The sequence below is a fragment of the Nostoc sp. NOS(2021) genome (assembly GCF_017115025.1).
GTDB lineage: Bacteria > Cyanobacteriota > Cyanobacteriia > Cyanobacteriales > Nostocaceae > Nostoc.
In genome coordinates this window covers 91,913-110,680 of record NZ_JABXKM010000099.1, presented here as the reverse complement: position 1 = coordinate 110,680, position 18,768 = coordinate 91,913, and the positions used below count along the sequence as shown (strand labels likewise).

19 protein-coding genes and 1 pseudogene are annotated in these 18,768 nt (G+C 41.5%); 9 read left to right on the top strand and 11 right to left on the bottom strand.

The window, feature by feature from the left end:
- Positions 1-98 precede the first annotated feature (98 nt).
- The 3 genes from HWQ41_RS12475 to HWQ41_RS12465 form a co-directional block, all read right to left on the bottom strand.
- The gene (locus HWQ41_RS12475) at positions 99-1,760 is read right to left on the bottom strand and encodes a phage tail sheath C-terminal domain-containing protein (protein WP_292763140.1); all 1,662 of its coding nucleotides are present in this window, start codon (positions 1,758-1,760) and stop codon (positions 99-101) included.
- A 30-nt stretch (positions 1,761-1,790) separates the two neighbouring features.
- Entirely contained in the window at positions 1,791-2,630 is an 840-nt protein-coding gene (locus tag HWQ41_RS12470; RefSeq protein WP_292763138.1) for a Pvc16 family protein, read from the bottom strand.
- A gap of 66 nt (positions 2,631-2,696) precedes the next feature.
- Positions 2,697-2,909: a hypothetical protein gene (locus tag HWQ41_RS12465; protein WP_292763137.1), complete on the bottom strand. Its 213-nt coding sequence runs from the start codon at positions 2,907-2,909 to the stop codon at positions 2,697-2,699.
- Between the two features lie 219 nt (positions 2,910-3,128).
- Here HWQ41_RS12465 and HWQ41_RS12460 point away from each other — a divergent pair, with 219 nt between their 5' ends.
- The 4 genes from HWQ41_RS12460 (at position 3,129) to HWQ41_RS12445 (ending at position 7,926) form a co-directional block, all read left to right on the top strand.
- Positions 3,129-4,100, top strand: a complete 972-nt coding sequence (locus HWQ41_RS12460) for a HAMP domain-containing sensor histidine kinase (RefSeq protein WP_292763135.1) — start codon at positions 3,129-3,131, stop codon at positions 4,098-4,100.
- 187 nt (positions 4,101-4,287) lie between these two features.
- On the top strand, positions 4,288-4,968 hold the full coding sequence (locus tag HWQ41_RS12455; protein ID WP_292763133.1) for a response regulator transcription factor: 681 nt from the start codon (positions 4,288-4,290) through the stop codon (positions 4,966-4,968).
- Between the two features lie 203 nt (positions 4,969-5,171).
- Positions 5,172-7,304, top strand: a complete 2,133-nt coding sequence (locus HWQ41_RS12450) for a substrate-binding domain-containing protein (RefSeq protein ID WP_292763131.1) — start codon at positions 5,172-5,174, stop codon at positions 7,302-7,304.
- Positions 7,282-7,926, top strand: coding sequence for an FHA domain-containing protein (locus HWQ41_RS12445; protein WP_292763129.1), 645 nt, complete (start codon positions 7,282-7,284; stop codon positions 7,924-7,926). Before HWQ41_RS12450 ends, HWQ41_RS12445 begins: the two co-directional genes overlap by 23 nt.
- 211 nt (positions 7,927-8,137) lie before the next feature.
- Here the strand turns inward: HWQ41_RS12445 and HWQ41_RS12440 are convergent, their stop codons facing one another.
- Complete coding sequence (locus tag HWQ41_RS12440) at positions 8,138-9,151, bottom strand: transposase (protein WP_292763127.1); 1,014 nt, start codon at positions 9,149-9,151, stop codon at positions 8,138-8,140.
- A gap of 264 nt (positions 9,152-9,415) precedes the next feature.
- On the opposite strand from HWQ41_RS12440, the gene HWQ41_RS12435 reads away from it, so the two are divergent.
- Together HWQ41_RS12435 and HWQ41_RS12430 are read left to right on the top strand one after the other, a co-directional pair.
- Complete coding sequence (locus tag HWQ41_RS12435) at positions 9,416-9,718, top strand: type II toxin-antitoxin system Phd/YefM family antitoxin (protein WP_292763125.1); 303 nt, start codon at positions 9,416-9,418, stop codon at positions 9,716-9,718.
- Between the two features lie 147 nt (positions 9,719-9,865).
- Positions 9,866-10,162, top strand: a complete 297-nt coding sequence (locus HWQ41_RS12430) for a Txe/YoeB family addiction module toxin (protein WP_292763144.1) — start codon at positions 9,866-9,868, stop codon at positions 10,160-10,162.
- A gap of 46 nt (positions 10,163-10,208) precedes the next feature.
- On the opposite strand, the gene HWQ41_RS12425 is transcribed toward HWQ41_RS12430, so the two are convergent.
- The 7 genes from HWQ41_RS12425 to HWQ41_RS12395 form a co-directional block, all read right to left on the bottom strand.
- A complete protein-coding gene (locus HWQ41_RS12425) occupies positions 10,209-11,561 on the bottom strand; it encodes a DUF4157 domain-containing protein (RefSeq protein WP_292763124.1) in 1,353 nt (450 codons plus the stop codon).
- A gap of 218 nt (positions 11,562-11,779) precedes the next feature.
- Positions 11,780-11,914 (bottom strand): hypothetical protein, encoded by a 135-nt coding sequence (locus HWQ41_RS12420; protein ID WP_292763123.1) that lies wholly within the window; start codon positions 11,912-11,914, stop codon positions 11,780-11,782.
- Positions 11,915-11,956: 42 nt separating this feature from the next.
- Positions 11,957-12,163 carry a transcriptional regulator gene (locus HWQ41_RS12415; RefSeq protein WP_292763121.1) on the bottom strand — a complete coding sequence of 69 codons (207 nt, stop codon included), beginning with the start codon at positions 12,161-12,163 and terminating at the stop codon, positions 11,957-11,959.
- Positions 12,164-12,335: 172 nt separating this feature from the next.
- Positions 12,336-12,575, bottom strand: a complete 240-nt coding sequence (locus HWQ41_RS12410) for a PIN domain-containing protein (RefSeq protein ID WP_292763119.1) — start codon at positions 12,573-12,575, stop codon at positions 12,336-12,338.
- A complete protein-coding gene (locus HWQ41_RS12405; protein WP_292763116.1) occupies positions 12,550-13,707 on the bottom strand; it encodes a DUF4157 domain-containing protein in 1,158 nt (385 codons plus the stop codon). The genes HWQ41_RS12410 and HWQ41_RS12405 overlap by 26 nt, the downstream gene beginning before the upstream one ends.
- Before the next feature lie 162 nt (positions 13,708-13,869).
- Positions 13,870-14,595: a hypothetical protein gene (locus HWQ41_RS12400; RefSeq protein WP_292763113.1), complete on the bottom strand. Its 726-nt coding sequence runs from the start codon at positions 14,593-14,595 to the stop codon at positions 13,870-13,872.
- Positions 14,596-14,610: 15 nt separating this feature from the next.
- Positions 14,611-15,882 carry a hypothetical protein gene (locus HWQ41_RS12395; protein WP_292763110.1) on the bottom strand — a complete coding sequence of 424 codons (1,272 nt, stop codon included), beginning with the start codon at positions 15,880-15,882 and terminating at the stop codon, positions 14,611-14,613.
- A 187-nt stretch (positions 15,883-16,069) separates the two neighbouring features.
- Between HWQ41_RS12395 and HWQ41_RS12390 the strand changes: the two genes are divergently transcribed.
- The 3 genes and pseudogenes from HWQ41_RS12390 to HWQ41_RS12380 form a co-directional block, all read left to right on the top strand.
- Positions 16,070-16,309, top strand: coding sequence for a hypothetical protein (locus HWQ41_RS12390; RefSeq protein ID WP_292763108.1), 240 nt, complete (start codon positions 16,070-16,072; stop codon positions 16,307-16,309).
- The gene (locus HWQ41_RS12385) at positions 16,309-16,833 is read left to right on the top strand and encodes a phage tail protein (RefSeq protein ID WP_292763105.1); all 525 of its coding nucleotides are present in this window, start codon (positions 16,309-16,311) and stop codon (positions 16,831-16,833) included. The genes HWQ41_RS12390 and HWQ41_RS12385 overlap by 1 nt, the downstream gene beginning before the upstream one ends.
- Positions 16,834-16,856: 23 nt before the next feature.
- A pseudogene (locus tag HWQ41_RS12380) lies at positions 16,857-18,768 on the top strand (hypothetical protein); the annotation flags it as partial.

The following is an 18,768-nucleotide window of genomic DNA, read 5'->3' as shown; positions in this document are numbered from 1 at the left end:
GGGTAATGGGGAGTTAGGAGTTGGGAGTTAGGAGTTATAAGTTATAACAATTCTTTCCCCAATGCCCAATGCCCCATGCCCCATGCCCTAACTTAGTGCTATTCGCTGTCTTCAATGCCATTCCATTGGCTGATGCGGAAAACAACAAATTCAGCTGGTCTGACCGGGCAAACACCGACTTCAATGTATAAACGTCCTAAAATTCTGGTTTCTGGTGGGTTTAATTCTTCGTCGCACTTGACATAGAATGCTTGTTCTGGAGACGCCCCAAACAAAGCACCTTCACGCCAGATGCGTTCTAAGAAATTACTGACGGTGCGTGTGACACGCGCCCATAAATCTTGGTCGTTCGGTTCAAAAACTACCCACTGAGTCCCCAATTCTAGGGATTTTTCGATATAGCTAATTAGTCTACGCACACTGATGTAACGCCACTCTGTTTTATCTGGCTCAACTAGAGTGCGTGCCCCCCAAATGCGGATACCTCGGTTGGGGAAGCTGCGAATGCAATTTATCCCCAGGGGATTTAATAATTCTTGTTCGCGGAAGTTGGTGTCGTAGCCCAAACCAATTACGCCTCTGGGGACTTCATTTGCAGGGGCTTTGTAAACTCCTCTGGTTTCGTCGGTGCGGGCCCAAACACCCATCACATGACCACAAGGAGGTACTAGAATTGGATTACCGCGATCGCGTGGATTAGGAACTTTGATCCAAGGATAATAAAGGGCCGCAAACATCGAACGACGGTTAAATCTGTTCAACCATTCCACTACTTGTTGAGGTTTGACGGCTTCCGGTGGCGAATCAAGTACAACCATGCGGTTGGGCGGATTGGGAATATCGCCACTGGCAGAACCCTCGCACATACTAATCATCAGTTCGATGATGCCGTGGACTTGATCTAAATTAAGTACTTGCTCTTGATAAGCCCGCATGATATCAGGACAGGCCAGCATCGTGATTTCATCAACTTCAAAGATACCGCGTACCCCGGTGCGATCGTCTCGAACCCCTTCTAAATTTTGCGAAAATCTATCGGGTGGGGTGGCAACAATAGGCGGCGCTAGTTCATATTGACCATTAACCGGACGACGAGCTAAAGGCTGTCCACTTTGAGTTATGTCTTCTACAGTGACATACATCGAATTTCTCAATGCCGCTAGCGCATAAGTCGCTGCTTGAGCACCAGGCTCGCGGTTCATTGTCAAATTCTCGTATTGCTCTAAAAGTTCATCTCCCCGACGAATTTGGATGGTGAAATATTCGCCCGTATTTGGAGGCGCTTCTCCTTCAGTACCTTCAGGTAGAGCGCGGGGCGAACCATCAATAATGACGATATTTACTAATCCACCTGCTGCTTGCTCAGGGCGCAAAGTAAAGCGGAGCGCTGGACGATTACCTCTAGAGTTGATTCTTAGGGTAGCCGGTTCTGGAGTCGCGGGTTTGGGTGCGCCTGGTAGCTGAGTGCCGATGCTTGTTACCCAGCAGCGACCGCCACCATTCATAAAGTAGCCGTAGACTGAAAAGGGTAAATAGGCGTTGAAGTCGGTGAACCCATCAGAATTGAGACGGGCAAAGTAGTTGAGATATTGCGTCCAATTGGTTACTAGCACGGGCTTATATAGTTCAGCCCCACCACGAACATCTTCTGTAAAGCCGACAAATCCGGCAACTGCCGTGCTAACACCTTCAATCGGTCGGCTACCCCGGTCAATTTCTTCAATATAGACACCAGGAGCAAAGTAATCAAGTCTAGCCATGAAAGTCTCTCCAAGTCAGTAAAAATCTAATTATTCAGGAGTTAGAAATATTTCTTTGAAAGTATTACTTTGGTTATCTACCAATGCATTGACGTTTTGGGGTAAATAGCCAGGATGATTCAGAGTCAAAACATAATTCCCTAAATGAAGGTCTTCAAAGAAGAACAGCCCTTCTTTAGTAGTTAATAGAGACTTTTCAGTTCCCCTCACAGCCACTTCTGTCGCTACCAACGGCAGATTTGTCACCGCACTTTTGACAATACCCGCGATCGCAACTCGCCTGGTTGAAACTAGACTGTTACTATCACGAGACAATTGATTTCGCAGATTGAAAATTCGCTCCCAAACCAAAGGTACTAAAGTAGGTTGTGGCTCGAAGGGTATTGTAACTGTCAAATATAAGGCTGAACGCAATGGCACAGTGAGAGCGCTCCACAAAGAGCCAATCTCAATTGGTGGCTCTAGGGCAACTGTCATGTTCAAATTACCATAGCCCCGTAATTCAGGAACCAAAAATTCCTCTTCCAAGGTGCGATGCCGCAACAGCACAGTCAACGCCTCACTGATAAAGTGATGCTCACCTAAAGCTGTTCTATCCCAGGCTGTTAATAGCAGCGAAACATCAAACCAAGCGGGTGCCCAATTTACACTAACAGGTTGTAGAGCGCGTGTTAGCTTGCGTTCAACTTGCCTGCCAGAATGTTGTACCTGCTTACTCTCACGGATATCATAAATGTATAAATTGAGAGTCGCGCCTGCTCCCTCTTCCCTGCGATTACCAGGATGGCTAAAGTCAATTTGCTCTGTACTGGTAAGTGAGGTTCCTCCAGCTAGAATTTCGGCTAAAGTTTGAAGAACGAAGATAAGCATGAAGGTCTTGTGCTGGTAGCTAATCCAGATGCATCTAGAGTATCTGTATCAGTCTTCTAAAGTTAATTAGACTTTTGTCGATATTTTTGGATGGGGCATTGGGCATTGGGCATGGGGCATTGGAGAAATACTTACTGCAACTTCTCCCCCACACCCCACGTCCCCAGAATGATGATTGAGGGGGCTGAAAGATATTAGTTTTTCAAGAATCCGAAAAGCAGCAACTTCAGTTTGTAGATTAATCTGGATAACAAGATAACTTAACAAAAAGATAAACATAACTGAGACTGCATAATTTTATACTGGTCAGCAGAAGAGTAAAACATTTGGTTGCAAAAAGCGAGTGAAGCTATGACACTAGGCTTTTCTGTACAAAAACTAGACAGTGGCTCGAATTATTTGAATTCCTCAGACATCCAAAGCTTTTGTCAGCTTGAGTCTGAGCAGTTAACTAGTCAATATCCAATTTTTTTCGCTCGGATTGTCTATCATGATTGCTTGCTGAAAAATCATCAGGAAGTTATACATTATGGTCAAGACCAAGCTCCTTTTTCCCCAAAAACTTTAGCTTATTTGCGCTCAGAAGCATGGCTTACAGATTTTCCGCCTGCTTTGACTTTACATGAATTTAGACTTAAGGACTTTTCATCCATTTCTTATATTTGCCCCATAGGCTATAGAAATCAAAAACCTGAATACATTCAAATCATTACTCATGAACCTCTATCATTGAGTTTGCAATTATATGTAAAACGCTCTGCTATGCTCCTGAGTAAGTATGTAGATATTTACTTAGACTATGGAAGACAAAAAACTGAAATTCAACTCCTGGAAGATATTTTGCATCGAGTCGGTCATCAATTGCGTAATTCTCTAGGACTTATCGGATTGTATGCACATAATTTATACTTAGGGTTAGAGGATAGTCCTTGGCAAGAGCAAGCAACAATCATTGGCGAAAGCATACAAGATTTAGATACTAATTTAAATGAGCTTATTGATTGTGGTCAAAGTGCAAAATTAAGGGTAAAACTTCAAGATTTAAGAAGTTTGGTAGTTGAAAGTATCACAAATTTACAACCTTTGATTAATCAGAAAAAACTTAAAATATCGATTCCTGATACATCGACAATACTGAAGATAGACAGATTACAAATGAAACAAGTCTTTGACAATATCTTCAGTAATGCTGTTCATTTCAGTCCTAATTCAGGAACTATTATCTGTAGTTGGCAAATTTTTCAAGATGAAGTTTTAATTAAAATCTCAGATCAAGGGCCAGGATTATCTCAAGAGGATTTACAAAAAGTATTTACCCCATTTTATTCCCGGCGTCGAGGAGGTACAGGACTGGGTTTAACTATTGCTAAAAAAATTATTTTGGATCATCAAGGCAATATCTGGGCACAAGTTTTGTCAGAAAGTGGAGCGCAATTTTCTGTAATTTTGCCTCGCCCAAGAAATGGTTAACAATTCAAAATTCAAAATTCAAAATTCAAAATTCAAGACATTTTCAGACTCTTATTTAAACCCCGACTGAAACTGATCGGAGTCGGAGTGGCTCCGACTCCGCGCTACCTGTATTGTTGGGGTCTTAAACCCTTTGATTTACGATAAATAATTTATAATTCGTAATTAGTAATTCATAATTGAAAAAATGACTAATGAACATAAAAAACTTTCGGTTTTGCTGGTAGATGACGAAGAACGCTTTCGCCAAGGGTTACGTACTCTCTTGAATTTTTATAGTATTAATTCTGCATTACCTGTAGAAGTGATGGGTGATGCAGATTCTGTTGAGCAGGTTTTAAAGTTTACAACCCAGAAGTTTCCAGATTTAATTTTGCTGGATATGCAATTGAAAGGATGTGATGGGATTACAGTTCTGGCACGTCTTAAGGAAACTGCTTACACTGGCAAGGTTTTAGTATTGTCGGCTCATCAAGAAGACGACTGGATTTTTAGAGCAATGCAGGCGGGAGCCGCAGGTTATGTGTTTAAAAATCGTTTGGCAACACAACTGTGTGAAGCTATTGACACTGTTACAAAGTCTGAAATTTATCTACCTTCAGAAGTTGCTAGTCGATTTTTCCGGTTTTTTCAGGCTTATTCAGACTCTTGTGTGAAAGCATGTCAGAAGGTGCATTTAACCGAAAGAGAGCAAGAAGTTTTATACTGGTTGACTCAAGGTGCTTCCAATGAAGAAATCGCTAAACATTTATATGTAACAGTTGCTACTGTTAAGGCACATCTCACGAGTATTTTTGAAAAATTGAAGGTTACTAGCCGGACTCAAGCTATTGTGACTGCACTCAAGTTAGGATTAGTTCAAGCTTGATAGCAACAGAAGGAATAGACGCAATTCACGAAACTGTTTGTAAGCTATTCTACATTTCACTTGCATATAGTTCAGTAGTCAGGATGTTTGCCAATAGAAGGTTTTTCATTTTGAATTTTGAGAGAAGTCGGAGCTAGGGCTGACGGTGATCTGAACTTCTCCTATCGGAGACGCTGCGCGAATGGTAATTTTGAATTGCTTATATGCCTTCATTTGAATCTTTTTATCAAGAATACCCCTGCTCGTACAATTCTCCTTTAAGTTGCGATCGCCCCTTCCAAACGGCGCAGCAAATCAAGGGCGCTAAGTTTTGCTTGGAATGTGGTTTTCCAGCGACTTTACCGCAGGAGGCTGAGATTAAAGGGAATCAGGGTACTTATCAAATAGCTAGTTTTGTCGGTGTACGGGGTTTAGGCCGCTTATACTCAGGTATCCAACTCAAGGACAAACAGCCTGTAATCATCAAAGAATACCTGCTACCCAATCGTTCTTTTAATGAAAGCGAGACTTTGAAGCGGAAAGAGACTTTCAAACGGGTGGGTGGGGTAAGTTTAGCTGATAGTAGAATTCAAAACTTCCGTCTTGTGGAAACTAAAGAAGCGATCGCTGATCAAAAAGGAGAACGCTGCTATTTAATTACTAAAGGAATAGAGTCATCCCAAACTTTAGCTAAATATCTGATAGAAAAGGGAGCAATGACATCTGTTGAGGTGCGTGAGGTACTAAATCAAGGTCTACAAACTCTACAGTTTCTCCACACCCAAAAGCTGCGTTTTCCCTCAAATCAAATCCAACTGGGTATCACTCATGGCAACATCAGTTTAGATAGTACTTTAATTAAAGTAGAAAATAATCAAAAGTTTTCTATATACTTTTGTGATTTAGCTATCTGGGAAAACTTATTTATTCCACCCATTATTACTCAACCCGCGCCCGCCAGACCTGAGCAAGATTTAGAATCATTAGGATTGGTAGCCTTTTCTTTATGGGTAGGACGGATAACTAATTTTTCTTCCAACCAGCCTCTCGATCCTAGAGATAATCAACAATGGCCAGATACCGATAGCCATTTAAAGCAGTTTATTTATCGTTTAATTGGGCTGGAAACTCCTTTCGAGAATGCGGAAGCGGCTCGTCAAGCACTGCTGCAACTTCCCAAAGAAGATCATGTAAATAGTGTAACGCGATCGCCAGCTTCTCCAGAAAGAGAAAAGCGTTTGCCAATGCCCTTACTTTTGCTAGTAATTCTGGCTTTATTACTACTTGGTGGCGGAATTTGGTATTGGCTTTTGGGCAGGAAAACAGATACCGCTAATCAATATATACAATGGTCTAGACTTGTGCGGAATTTCTCAGAAGTCCCCAACGTTCCTTCTGGACAATTTACTTACACAGGAGAAAAAGACAGTACATGGAGTTATGTTTTAACGCAACCTGTGGACAACAGTCGCTTAGGAGATTTATTGACCAGACCAAAGGCAGATGCAACAGCAACATTTAACTATGAATCTGTTTTGTCATCCAATCTAAATAATCCGATTAAAAGTATCGAAGAAGTCCAAACAAGCAAAAAATATTTTGCAATTACTAGTTTGGTAGACAATATCACAGATAAACTTGCTAAAAAACCAATTGCTTATGATGGGTTACTTGTTTATGTAGCATTTAATAAGAGAGACTCAAATCTTGCTAATGCTCTTGGGGGGCAAATAAGTCTTGAGCAGTTGCGTCAAATTTACACAGGTAATATTACCAATTGGCAGCAAATTAGTCCCAAACTTCCAAATCTAACTGTGAAACCTTTTGCCCCAACTGAACCGGAAGCAATCAGTAAATTTCAAGAAATAGTTCTCAAAAATGACCCTCAGAACGAAGCTTTATTTAAAGCAAAAGTTACTAAACTTGATACAACAAAAACCCAAAACCAGATACGCAGCGAGACTTTAGAGGGGCGAACCACTGGTATTATTAGTTTTGGTATTATCAGTAAAACTTCGAGTCAGTGTACTGGCTATCCCCTAGCGATCGCAGATGGCAAAAAGTCAGCTATTCAACCTCTGTTTCAACGGCGCGATCGCCGCTCAATTAATCCCTCAGATGACTTGTGTCAGCATGATGATTATTATGTTGATGTCACAACTTTCCAAAGCTACACCTTGGGATACCCTATTTTTGTAGTGTACCCTAAAGACAGCAGCCGCCTGCCTGGTGGTTCTACATTTGCCCAGATGCTAACCACTCGTCAGGGTCAGTGTTTACTTAGTAAAGTAGGTCTTGTAGCTTTACAACCTATGCCTGATGATATAAATTCCTATGCCTGCAAATCGGTGCCCTAATCCCAGTTGCGAATATTTTAACCGCGCCCTGCCTAACAATGCTAAGGTTTGTCCCTGGTGTTCCACTCCTGTGGGTAATGTAGTTTCTCCTACACCACAACCACCTAGTCAACCACCGCCTATTCAACAACAACCTAGTCAACCACCACCTATTCAGTATCAGAGGCCACCAACAGACCAACCTAACTACCAAGTTCCCCAACAAGCTCCTGTTGATTATTCAACAGTCTATCAGCCACGGGTTTCTTATCCACCAACACCGCCTGTTTATACTCCCCCGCCTCAAAGAGCGCCAGTTTTAAAGCTGATTCATAGCACTGGAAGAGAATTTAACCTCGTTGGGGAAGGAGGTTATATTGGTCGCCGCAGTCAGAGTCCAGGAATAGCGCCGCCAGAAATTGACTTGACCGGCATCCCCAATGAGGGAATAGTCTCTCGTCGTCATGCACGAGTAGATTGGGACTGGTCGCAAAATGCATACATGATTGTTGATATGAGTACAAATGGTATTTATTTAAACAACAATTCTCTAACTCCTGGTATGCAATATCGCTTGCTTAATGGCGATTCAGTGCGATTTGGTCAGGATAATCTAGTTAACTTCACTGTATATGTTGTGTAGTTAAAAGATTGAGCTAATGCACTAAGATTTGCGAAAAGCTGTTAAATTTCATGGGGTAGTTGGTTGATCAATTACCCTTCAATTTTGGCGTAGATGCGTAGCGCAAAGCCGGAGACGCTCCGCCTCCGGGCTTGTCGTAGTTGATTGATAGCAGGACTTACGCAACTGGCACAAGCAATGGCGCGGCTACGCCGCGCCGAGTGCCCAAAAACTAAACCATTGACATAGCAATATCTGGACGTTTTAACTGACCAATTAAATAATTCGACAACAAGCCATGTTTAATTTGATAAATAGTTTGGCGACTTTTATAAGCTAAATTTTTGAGTCTCAGCCAAACCAGCATAGCGCAAGCAATATGATTTCTCTGAAGACGAGCTTTTCGACATTGACATGATTCAATGCCAGTTAACTGCTTTATTTCTCTATGAAACTCCTCTATTTTCCAACGAATTTTACACACCTTTTGTGCAACATCCGTAGAGCTTTGAGATAAATCGTTGGTTGCGACATAATCCGTTCTATCGGTAGAGATAGTAACCCGGAAAAGTTTCACTTTTTTCTCAGATGGAAACGCTTTAATTTTTATGATTTTACCACATTCTAAATCCTCATTACTCCATTCAAAAGATTCAATATTCTTATATTTATCTTTACCAAAAGTATCATCTACTAAACGGTTAGTCTTTAAAGGACAATAATAAATTTTCTCTAGACTATCGATATAAAGCATTAAACTATTGACTGCATACCAAGTATCCATTAAAACTGTATCGAAAGGCAAAAGCTTTTGATATACAAGCCCTTGCAGCATATTTTTCACATGGTCTAACTTAGTTAAACCATCATTGTCAGGATCGAAAATACGATAATCGATTACCCAGAAATTGAGAGTTTTAGGATTAACGTATATGCAATTTACGATTCCAATCCCTTTGACGATGCCATGTTCATTTCCACTATACAGCATAAGCACTATTTCAATTTCTTCAGAAAATCTTTTGTCTAAAACTGTATCATCAAAGATAATATAGGCATCTTCGTCAGCGACAATTAAATCTTTGACATTATCCCAAAGTAAGCGAGGAGTTAACTTTTCATTTTTGAGATAATAATTAATTTTATCATGACTAATATTTTCTAAATGCTCTGCTAAATTAGTCATGGTATAGTTGATTTGACTACTAAGTAGATATTGACAATAATTAAGTTTAGTAAATTTCATCGCTAACCGATTTTTCGACGCACCCGCTACTTATTCTCTCATAAAATTTTTCTTGGAATCTACTTGATTAGTTAGTATCAACAATTCCAAAAAGGGCTGAGTTCAAAAACACCTTTTTATAGTACTAGAGTACCAGTAATTAGCGATCGCCTGTGCCAGTTGTGTTTTATAGTACTAGAGTACCAGTAATTAGCGATCGCCTGTGCCAGTTGCGTAAGTCCTGGATAGTTTAGAATTCATGTACAGGTTTATGTACATCAGCTAATGTTGCCTTACAAAATCACATCCCCAACCGATGCCAGAAATGACTTTTTTAAGTTGTTAGAACTGCTAGTAAAAAATCATCAGGTGTATATGATCAATCGTCGTGATGGTGAAAATGTCGCCTTGATTGCTGAGTCAGATTTGGTAAGTTTGCTGGAGACGGTTTATCTTTTGCGTTTGCCTGCTAATGCGCGTCGTTTACTAGATGCCATAGAAGAGTCGCAAACCGGTAAGATCCAACCTCAAGCGATCGCAGAACTTCAGCAGGAGTTGGGGATTGAGCAAGAAGAAAAAGAAAGCTGAACCTATTGTAATTCTGACTTTTCACGGTATCTGGAAAACCTCTCTCTAAATCTCTCTCCTGCAAGGAGAGAGACTTTGAATTTTCCCCCTTACCGACACGGTAAGGGGGCTAGGGGGTTAGGTCTTTCGTGGACTTTTCCACATGACCTGAATTGTCAGATTGTAATTAAGCCACTTGTTGTTAATCGAAGTCCTGGTTTTAGTTCTAAATTCAAAGAAGATTTAGCTTGGTCGTTTAAGCAAGATTTTCAGAAAGCATCGAAAATCTGGGATTTGGTAACATCTGTAATGCAAGACCCATTTGAGGGTATTGGTAAACCGGAAGCATTGAAATATATGGATGCAGATATTTGGTCGCGGCGAATTGATTTAGAACAGCTGCTTGTATATCGGGTAGGAAACACTCAGATTGATTTTCTGACTTGTCGGTATCACTACGAATAATGGCTTATTAACTACCGTTACATAAAAACTAACTGTGCCGTGGTTCTTAGCCAGCCCTGAGTATTGTTGCGATAAACTCATGCTCTATTATCTTGTTATTCTCGCACGTTAGTCGCTGCACACCAGTTAACCACTGTTGCGACCCCTGTAACCCGATTTTGAACTTAACTGTGCGGGATTTATACTCTTGTGTTATTGTGATCTGCGGCGGATCAAGAAATCTTGCCGTGAGGGACTTACCTGGATCTACAATCATGCCCCTAGTTCCCAGTACGTAGCTACGGAAAGTATTAGAATTTGGCCTATTTGCGTACTGATCCACCGATTCTGTTTCCGTAGTCCTATTGCCGCCGTTGTCTGTCGTGATCTTTGTTATTTCCTCAAAATATTCCAGTGGTGGCGGTGTCATAAGGCGCAATCTTTTCTGCGATTTGTTGTACCATCTGATATTTATATATAAATTATGCCCAAATTGCCTGTCCGTTATGATATCGCTAGGCTGCATCGTCAAGATATCTAACTCCATGTATTTTTTCCAGTCCTCCCCGTTCACCTGTATTTCTTCTATTTCATCGCCACCGTTATCTGTATCGCCACGGTCTTTGGAAAAGAATTTTTTAACCTTTTCAAAAGGGTTACACTGGATTACTGCTGGATACCCAGAAGCTGAGTTAAGAAGGGTTTCGGCTTGTATCTTGTTTTTTTTAATCCCCTCGTCAGGAAGCGATTTACGCTCAAGCGCACTACCATTTTGTTGGACAACGTGAGTTAACTCATGGGCAAGTAATTCCTTCCCTCCATGACTGTCTGGAGCATATTCTCCTTGACGGAAGAAGATATCCTGTCCTGTGGTGAAAGCACGCGCTTGGATGGATTGGTTGAGTTGGTCAGAGCGACTATCGGTGTGGATTTTGACACTGCTGAAGTCAGTGCCAAAGGCCTGTTCCATTGGTTGGCGGATATCGTCTGCGAGTGGCTGTCCACTTTGGCGTGCCTGTTGAATTGAAGTTTCCAAGTCAGATGTGGCTGCAACCCCACCACCCTGACGCTGCACTACAGGAGTAACGGAATCCGCCACAGATTTCATTTGTAATTCTTCCTCTGACTCTGGCAATGCTTCCCGTTGGATAGACTGTTTCTGCATCACCTGTTGTGCTACTTTATCAGCTTCCTGCTCGTAAACATCTCCTGGCTGGTTAACTGTGAGTTTGGTTTGGGGACGCAGTGATATTCGACTAATGTCGTGTACTAGGGGTTTGTTGAGGGGTTGCACCAATGGAACTGCTTGGGACGAAGCACCAGGGGAGTCTAAACCAAAACCGCGTGTCGGTTGTTTGAGTGTAGGTATTGAGAAGGAAGCTGTGGTAGCTTTTTGGGGCTTGCCTATGGGTTCTCTCATTTTTTTCTCCTGATGCACGATCGCTACGTGGATAAATATCTTGCTGTGTTCACACATTTACTAGAGTACAGCGATGTCTCCGACGGCCTACGCCTACGTACTTTTAACACAATTCATCAATCTATCCTCGCATTAATTAATTTTTAAGGGTGGCTAACTCTCTTACAAGAATACCAAGTAAGCTGAGAAATGGCGCGTTACACCCACGTTTTTGCACCCTACAATATCAGCGATCGCACTTTAAAGGTTTCTTGAGAATTAAGGTTACGTTTTCCATTCAATATATCTAAAATTGTTTGTTCTTGATCAAATATTCCTAAAAAATCCTGGACTTTTAGATCATATTCTTTCATTAATGTTTGTAATAATTCTCCATCAGTTAATTCAGGAAATAGTTAATTTTTTTCTTCATATTCATAGATTAATATCCCTAATACTCTTAGATAATCTCGATCCTCTTGATTAAGATTTTTATTATCTATTATTGAGTTGATTCTTTGTTGAGTTGCTACTAATTCAGCGTCATTGGTGATAGGACGGGGTGCAAATTCTGCGATTAAATTAAGGTAATAAGGGCTAGGAGTTGTTAAACCAGTTGTCATTTTTCCAGTTCTCCTTATCATAGGATGGTGCGTTACATTTAATATACGCACCTTACAAGAGCAGGCGATCGCACGCACGTTTTCGCACTCTACAATAGTGGCGATCGCTAACGCATCCTATAAGATCAGGCGATCGCACTTTGCGGATCTCTTAAAGATCGCACTACGCATTCTAAATCATTAACAAAGTTGCTAATTGTGAATATTGACAGAAAAATCCATCAATGCTGGCTAATCTCGCTTGATATTCAATGGCTGTGGCGATAATAATTCTGTCAAAAGGATCTCGATGAATGGGTGATAAATTAACAGCACAAGACGCGATCGCCGGAGTCAAGGGTAAAAGCGATATTCCTGAATCCGATGCCCTGAGATTTCCTGAATAACTATCTAGGTAGATGACTCGTGTCACTCGTCGGTCTCCATGCTTTTTGCTGATCGTTTCCTAAGTACCGTCGATATTCGAGTAAATTTCCAGGTACTCCTGCCGTACTCCGCCACTCTTCTGTCCCAGCCCCTTGCTTAGTCCATGATTGAGCATTCAAGTTTGAGCTTTTCACGCGGAAGATGATGTCGCTTGCAGCCCGTTCTTTGGTTGTGGCTCCGTTTCGTACCCCCGACATACATAAATAGGTTCCTTGTTGCCCCCCTACCGAGCGTGGTTGTAAGCCATTCTGTGCAATAGCTCTGGCGTTTGCCTTGGACGTAGCATGATAGAAATATGGCGGGAGTGTGACTTGCGTTTCCTCGGTAGCTTCCTCGGTTCCCCTGTTTTCATCCGTAGTCCCCCTGTCTTCATCCGCTCTTTGCAATTGCTCTAGCTGCACCGCCCCATTCTGCTGCACAACATGGGTCAACTCATGCGCCAACAACTTCTGCCCGCCCCGACTCCCTGGATTATATTCCCCCTGCCGAAAGAACACATCCTGTCCCGTCGTGAAAGCCCGCGCCTGAATTGATTGATTTAACTGGTCAGATTGTCCATCCGTGTGAACCTTCACCCCACTGAAATCTGCGCCAAACGCCTGTTCCATCGGTTGGCGGATGTTGTCTGCGATCGCCTGTCCACCCCCCCGTGCTTGGTTAATGGTCGCTTCCAAGTCTGGCGCAGCAGCCATCCCAGCCTGACGCTGCACCATCGGCTTCATCTGTAATTCTTCCTCATCCTCTGGCGCTTGTTGTCGTTGCAGTGTGCTATTGTCCAGAGATTTCATTTGCAATTCTTCCTCTTCCTCTGGCAATGCTTCTCGTTGGATAGACTGGCGATTTACAGGTTGCGCCATTCTTTGCATTACCTGCTGTGCGACGCTATCAGCTTCCTGTTCGTAAATGTCTCCAGGCTGGCTAATTGAGAGTTTTGCTTGGGTACGCAGTGGTATGCGACTTATATCGTGAGTCAGTGGTTTATGGAGTGGTTGTATTTCAGGAACCGCTTGGCGTGAAATTGCCGACGACTCCAAACCAAAGCCGCGTATCGGGTGTTTCAGGGATGGAATTGAGAAGCCTGTAGTAGTTTTTTTCTGGCGGCTGACATGTTCTCTCATTTTCTTCTCCAGATGCCCAAGCAGTAGCTAGATGAATATTTTGCTATTACTAACATCTAGAGTACTGCGATCGCACTCATCAAGCAATTCACCCAAAGTCTTAAATAACCCCTGGTGTGTGAGTTTACATCTGTAGGTACATTTTTTAGGCGGATTTAAAACTCAGGCACAACGGTTCCAACCTTCTTGTTCTAACTCTTGGATAACTGTCTGTTGAAGCGCCAGATTAGCTTGCTGCCAAGCGTTTAGGGACGCTCCCTGAATTACATGATTGGGTGAACGGGCATCATTTTCTGGGTTAAAAAAGCTAATGCCGATGCTCGTAACTATCCGAATTTCGCCAGTCATGTTGACAAGGAGAGAAAAATGGGTAGCGGCATTCGCATCTTGAATATTTATCCAGATTGTTTGCTGCCCAGCAATCTGCGGGGCGGGACGCCAGATATATGAACCGCGTAAATTGTCGTCTGGGTCAACAATACCCCATAAATCTGATGCTCTTACACCCGATGGCAGTGCCAGCCGATTCCATCCATTATGTGAGGTTTGAATAGATTTTAATGACCAAGGGCGTTCAGAATCAGCATATTGATTGAGTCGATGTTGAATGCTCTGGGCTGCTTTATCAAAATCACTTGATGACAAATCTGATGATACCTGAAAGTTTTCCGTTTCGGTATCTGGATAATCAAAAACAAAAGGGGAAATTTCCACCATCCAGTATTCTGGTAGCCATAGTTGTGTCAAAAGCGAAAATGCCCGAATGGATTGTTGAAGTGTATCTTCTAATGTTGCATCGTCATTGCTCCATTCAAATTCATCCAGACGATTATTATCTCTGAAAATAACATCAATGCCTTGGTCGTGAATATCCACCATCCGCTTCATTGCTCGACCTCCTGGCTAGGCTCTTGCCCACTTATTAGTCGTTTTATCATCACGAATCAAGTGCTGCTGTGTCCCATTCTCTAAGAAAATGTAAATATGGTGGGTTAGATTCGCACCTGCCCATCTCTGTCCATTCAAATTATCGAGTAATTTATCCAGTTGATTTTCTCTCGTCTGCCTCAACCGCTCTTTGTCATTTTGACGGGTGACGGTTGTAACCTTGTCCAGGTTTGTGGGATCAATTTGTGTATTATTGACAATTCCATTTTTTTTAGTTGTTTTACCAGTAATCAGAGTTTGGTCAATCGACCCGTAGATAATTACATTGTAGGTTTTGCCATCCTCTGGATCAACGTTGGCAAATTTGCCTAGCGCCGCCGTTACCTGTCCCGTGAAGTCTGAATACCCTTGAATGGGCTTACGTATTGTTTTTACCTCAGTTTGTGAATTTCCATCTGTTAAATCGGCAGTCTGGTTAGTACCTGCAATTGCTGTTTCATCTATGTTGACTGCTCCAACAATATTCTGTGCAGCTCTGAGTTCATTAATTTTATCCAGAACATTCTCTGCGTTGAGATTTACATTTACCCCTGCCAGCCAGTCCCTAAACCCAGGTAAATTGCCTGCTTCGTAGCGTGTCTGCATATCTGTTAATAGTTGTGGCAAATCCACACTTCCGGGAAAATTGCGTTTTGTTTTCTCGTTGTTGACGGCTGGTGTTCCCAGGAATCTATGGAGCTTATTGAATTCTATAAGGTAAAGTTGATCGGCTTTTTCCCGGAGTTTATCTTTATCACCTGCTTCAAAAATGACTCCACCAGGATCAAGATCAGGATCAGGTCTTTTAAGGTAGTCTAATACTCGCGCAAACGACAAGCCCTCAATATTTACATTAGTGTTATCTGTTTTGTAAATTAGCCGTTGGATTGTGGAATTTGCCAAAGATTTAGTTTGTAATTCTTCCTCTTCTTCTGGCAATTCCTGGCGCTGGATAGACTGTGTGTTGGCAGACTCGTTCATCGTCTGCATTACCTGCCCTGCTACTCTATCAGCTTCCTGCTCGTAAACATCTCCTGGCTGATTAACGGTGAGTTTTGCTTGAGGGCGACGCAGTGGTATTCGACTAATGTCGTGTCCGAGAGGTTTATTGAGGGGTTGCACCAATGGAACTGCTTGGGGTGAAGCTTGTGATGAATCTAAACCAAAGCCGTGTATCGGGTGTTTGAGAGATGGTATTGAGGAGGAAGCAGTGGTAGCTTTTTTGGGCTGGCTTACGCGTTCTCTCATTTACTTCTCCTGATGCCCGATCAGTCGGTGGATGAATATTTGCTGGTTCACACATTTAGAATACAGTGATCGCACTTGTAACACAATTCACCCAAAGTCTAAATCCAGGCAGAGGTCAAATTCGACTTTTGGCTACTTTTGATTCTGATGCAGTAGCTTTAGCCTTGATTTTATGAGAGATTTTTTTATGGACTCAAATCAACAACAAAGTTTTTTCACGTTTGATGGAGATGTTGGCGGTACTGCTGGATACGCTGGGGTTTCAGTGACTTCTGATGCCAGCAAGGTCGCTAAAACCGCAAGTAAATACCTCAATGATTCACTGCTGCTGAACCAACTCACAGAGCATGTGTATAAACTCTTGCTAGAAGATATGCGATCGCAGCGAGAAAGGCTAGGTAATTATGGTTCTCAAAGGTGGTTGTGATGGCTACAGGCGCTAATAACGGCAACATTACTCACGAATTAAATTATGTCACTAGTAATCGTTTCTACGTAGAGATAGATAGTTCTATTGCTGCATCTTTCGCGGAATGCTCAGGATTAAGTGTTCAAATTAAGAAAAATGTTTTTCAGGAAGGTGGTGTTAACGATCAGCAAAGAATTTATTTAGGTCATACAGAATTTACAGACATAACTCTTAAACGTGGAGTTACCGATCATCCAGGTTTTTGGAACTGGATGAATGCAGTTTTTGATGAAAAAAAGAAAACATCTCGGCGCAATGTCAATATTCTGATTTTCAATCAAGCTGGTGAAACGATGATGAGTTGGACTTTGATTGGCGCTATTCCTATAACCTGGAAAACACCTGCACTCCAAGCAGATGGAAAGGCAGTTGCCATTGAAGAATTAACTTTAGCTTATGAAGGTTTACAAGTTGCAAGGGCTACCGGAGGAGGCATTTCTGTACAACGAAATCAAAAAACAGGATATTTCGTTTCTAGTTAATTGGCTATTTTCCAACTATAACTATGCAAATTATTCAATCTCCACTAGGAAACAATATTCATCCCCTTGGGGTAATATCATCTTTATCTCATACTCACACAATCTTATTGAAAAAAGAGTCTAATTTTCTGCATTCACGAAGTAATTTTATTAGTCCCATACAAACTAAACCACCATTAGTCACATCCTCTAGATTTTTACTTTCTCGTGAACATGAACTATCTAGACAACCATTAATAGGTTGGGAAAGTTGGGATAAAAATAGTGAGTTTCCATTGCTTGAGGTTGATTATTTTGATTCAATAGGTTCACCCGAAAATAGTAATATTAATAGTAGTGAATCAGTAAGAGGCAGTATTCCAGAAGTAATGCCAACTCGCACTGATAAAAATCCGAGTAATGATACGTCATCAGAAATAAATACTAAAGGTAAATCTAAATCAAAAAAAATAAATAAATCTCAAAAGCCACTAGAAAAAAAGCCAAAGCCGAAATCGAAGACTAAAAAAACAGTCAAATCATCAGCGGCTAAGAATGTTGAGCAATTTGTTGATGAAAGCAACATTCCTATGACCTTTAATGAAGATAGCTTATTAGCATTAGATAAGCCTTTACCTATTGAGGCTAATTCAGAACTCCCGACATTGCAACTTGATACTGCTTCAGACAACACTACAATTGATAATTATTATTTTAAGAGTATAACGCCTAACCTAAAGGCATCTACTTCGCCTAGTGTTGAAGATAAATCGACTTTGTTTAAGAATATTACTAACGATGTTCTGCAATTAAATTCTGAGTTAGCATCTAGTTTTCCCAGTGCAGAGTCGTCTGTCACAGAAAGCATTTTGACATCACAAAAAGAGATTAAATTAGATAATAATGCAAGTGAACTAGCAGAAACTTCGCCTAGAGAATTAACTTTACCTAATAATGTAGAGCAAACAATTGTCCCGTATAGTAACTTTAGCAATAATGAACAACAAATAATTACTGAAGCATCAGAATCAGTTAATATCTCAGATATACCAGTCAGCCCAACCTCACCACAACAGGATATTGAAATATATCAAGTTCCTTCTATAGTTGATAATCTAAGCACCGCTTCCAAAATAAATTTAATACAAGCGAAAGAGGTTTCACCAACCTTAAACTCTCCATTGGAGGAAGAATTATTAAATACCAATAGTAATTTTGAGGCAATTACAGCCATTCAACCAGACTTAATATTAGAAAGCACCACAAATAATTTTGTCACAGATAATGCGGTCGTTGATAATTCTCTAACTTTGTCGTCAGCACTTATCTCACCTGATGTTGATGACACACTTCATGCTTTGGCAAATGATGAAAATCCCGTAGGGGCGCACAGCTATACGCCCCTACCCCATATTGCAGCACCTAATCTTGAGTCTTCAGTTGCAAAAAGCCATATTGCAATACAACAAGAAATTGATTCCAGTGTTCTGAGTGAGTTTCCAGCCAATGCGCCTGTTCAGTTAACACCTACCTCAGCCGATATTGAAGATACACCTAGTTTGTTCAGAAACTCTGATAATAATGAACAGTTAGTAACTTTAGAGTCACAATCTGCTATGGCAGTTAATGTTTCAGATGTCTCAGCAAATATGGCTTCACTGGAACATAACAGCAATGTTGAGAATACTATCAGCGAGTCTACAGAAAGTCAGCCCATCTTAGCACCACCTGAGATTGGTAAAACACCAACAATTACCGCTACATCGGCTGAAACTGCGATCGCACCATTTACCGCTACATCGGCTGAAACTGCGATCGCACCACTTCCCACCACATCACCTGAAACTGCGATCGCACCACTTCCTACCACATCGCCTGAAATTGCTGAAACTGCGATCGCACCACTTCCTACCACATCACCTGAGATTAGTGAAACTGCGATCGCACCACTTCCTA

Coding starts and splice junctions, on each gene's coding strand:
- HWQ41_RS12420 (WP_292763123.1), bottom strand. CDS start 11,914: ATGAAAGAATATGATCTAAAAGTCCAGGATTTTTTAGGAATATTTGAT.
- HWQ41_RS12475 (WP_292763140.1), bottom strand. CDS start 1,760: ATGGCTAGACTTGATTACTTTGCTCCTGGTGTCTATATTGAAGAAATT.
- HWQ41_RS12385 (WP_292763105.1), top strand. CDS start 16,309: ATGGCTACAGGCGCTAATAACGGCAACATTACTCACGAATTAAATTAT.
- HWQ41_RS12470 (WP_292763138.1), bottom strand. CDS start 2,630: ATGCTTATCTTCGTTCTTCAAACTTTAGCCGAAATTCTAGCTGGAGGA.
- HWQ41_RS12445 (WP_292763129.1), top strand. CDS start 7,282: ATGCCTGCAAATCGGTGCCCTAATCCCAGTTGCGAATATTTTAACCGC.
- HWQ41_RS12405 (WP_292763116.1), bottom strand. CDS start 13,707: ATGAGAGAACATGTCAGCCGCCAGAAAAAAACTACTACAGGCTTCTCA.
- HWQ41_RS12400 (WP_292763113.1), bottom strand. CDS start 14,595: ATGAAGCGGATGGTGGATATTCACGACCAAGGCATTGATGTTATTTTC.
- HWQ41_RS12455 (WP_292763133.1), top strand. CDS start 4,288: ATGACTAATGAACATAAAAAACTTTCGGTTTTGCTGGTAGATGACGAA.
- HWQ41_RS12390 (WP_292763108.1), top strand. CDS start 16,070: ATGGACTCAAATCAACAACAAAGTTTTTTCACGTTTGATGGAGATGTT.
- HWQ41_RS12465 (WP_292763137.1), bottom strand. CDS start 2,909: ATGTTTATCTTTTTGTTAAGTTATCTTGTTATCCAGATTAATCTACAA.
- HWQ41_RS12395 (WP_292763110.1), bottom strand. CDS start 15,882: ATGAGAGAACGCGTAAGCCAGCCCAAAAAAGCTACCACTGCTTCCTCC.
- HWQ41_RS12425 (WP_292763124.1), bottom strand. CDS start 11,561: ATGAGAGAACCCATAGGCAAGCCCCAAAAAGCTACCACAGCTTCCTTC.
- HWQ41_RS12450 (WP_292763131.1), top strand. CDS start 5,172: ATGCCTTCATTTGAATCTTTTTATCAAGAATACCCCTGCTCGTACAAT.
- HWQ41_RS12435 (WP_292763125.1), top strand. CDS start 9,416: ATGTTGCCTTACAAAATCACATCCCCAACCGATGCCAGAAATGACTTT.
- HWQ41_RS12415 (WP_292763121.1), bottom strand. CDS start 12,163: ATGACAACTGGTTTAACAACTCCTAGCCCTTATTACCTTAATTTAATC.
- HWQ41_RS12440 (WP_292763127.1), bottom strand. CDS start 9,151: ATGAAATTTACTAAACTTAATTATTGTCAATATCTACTTAGTAGTCAA.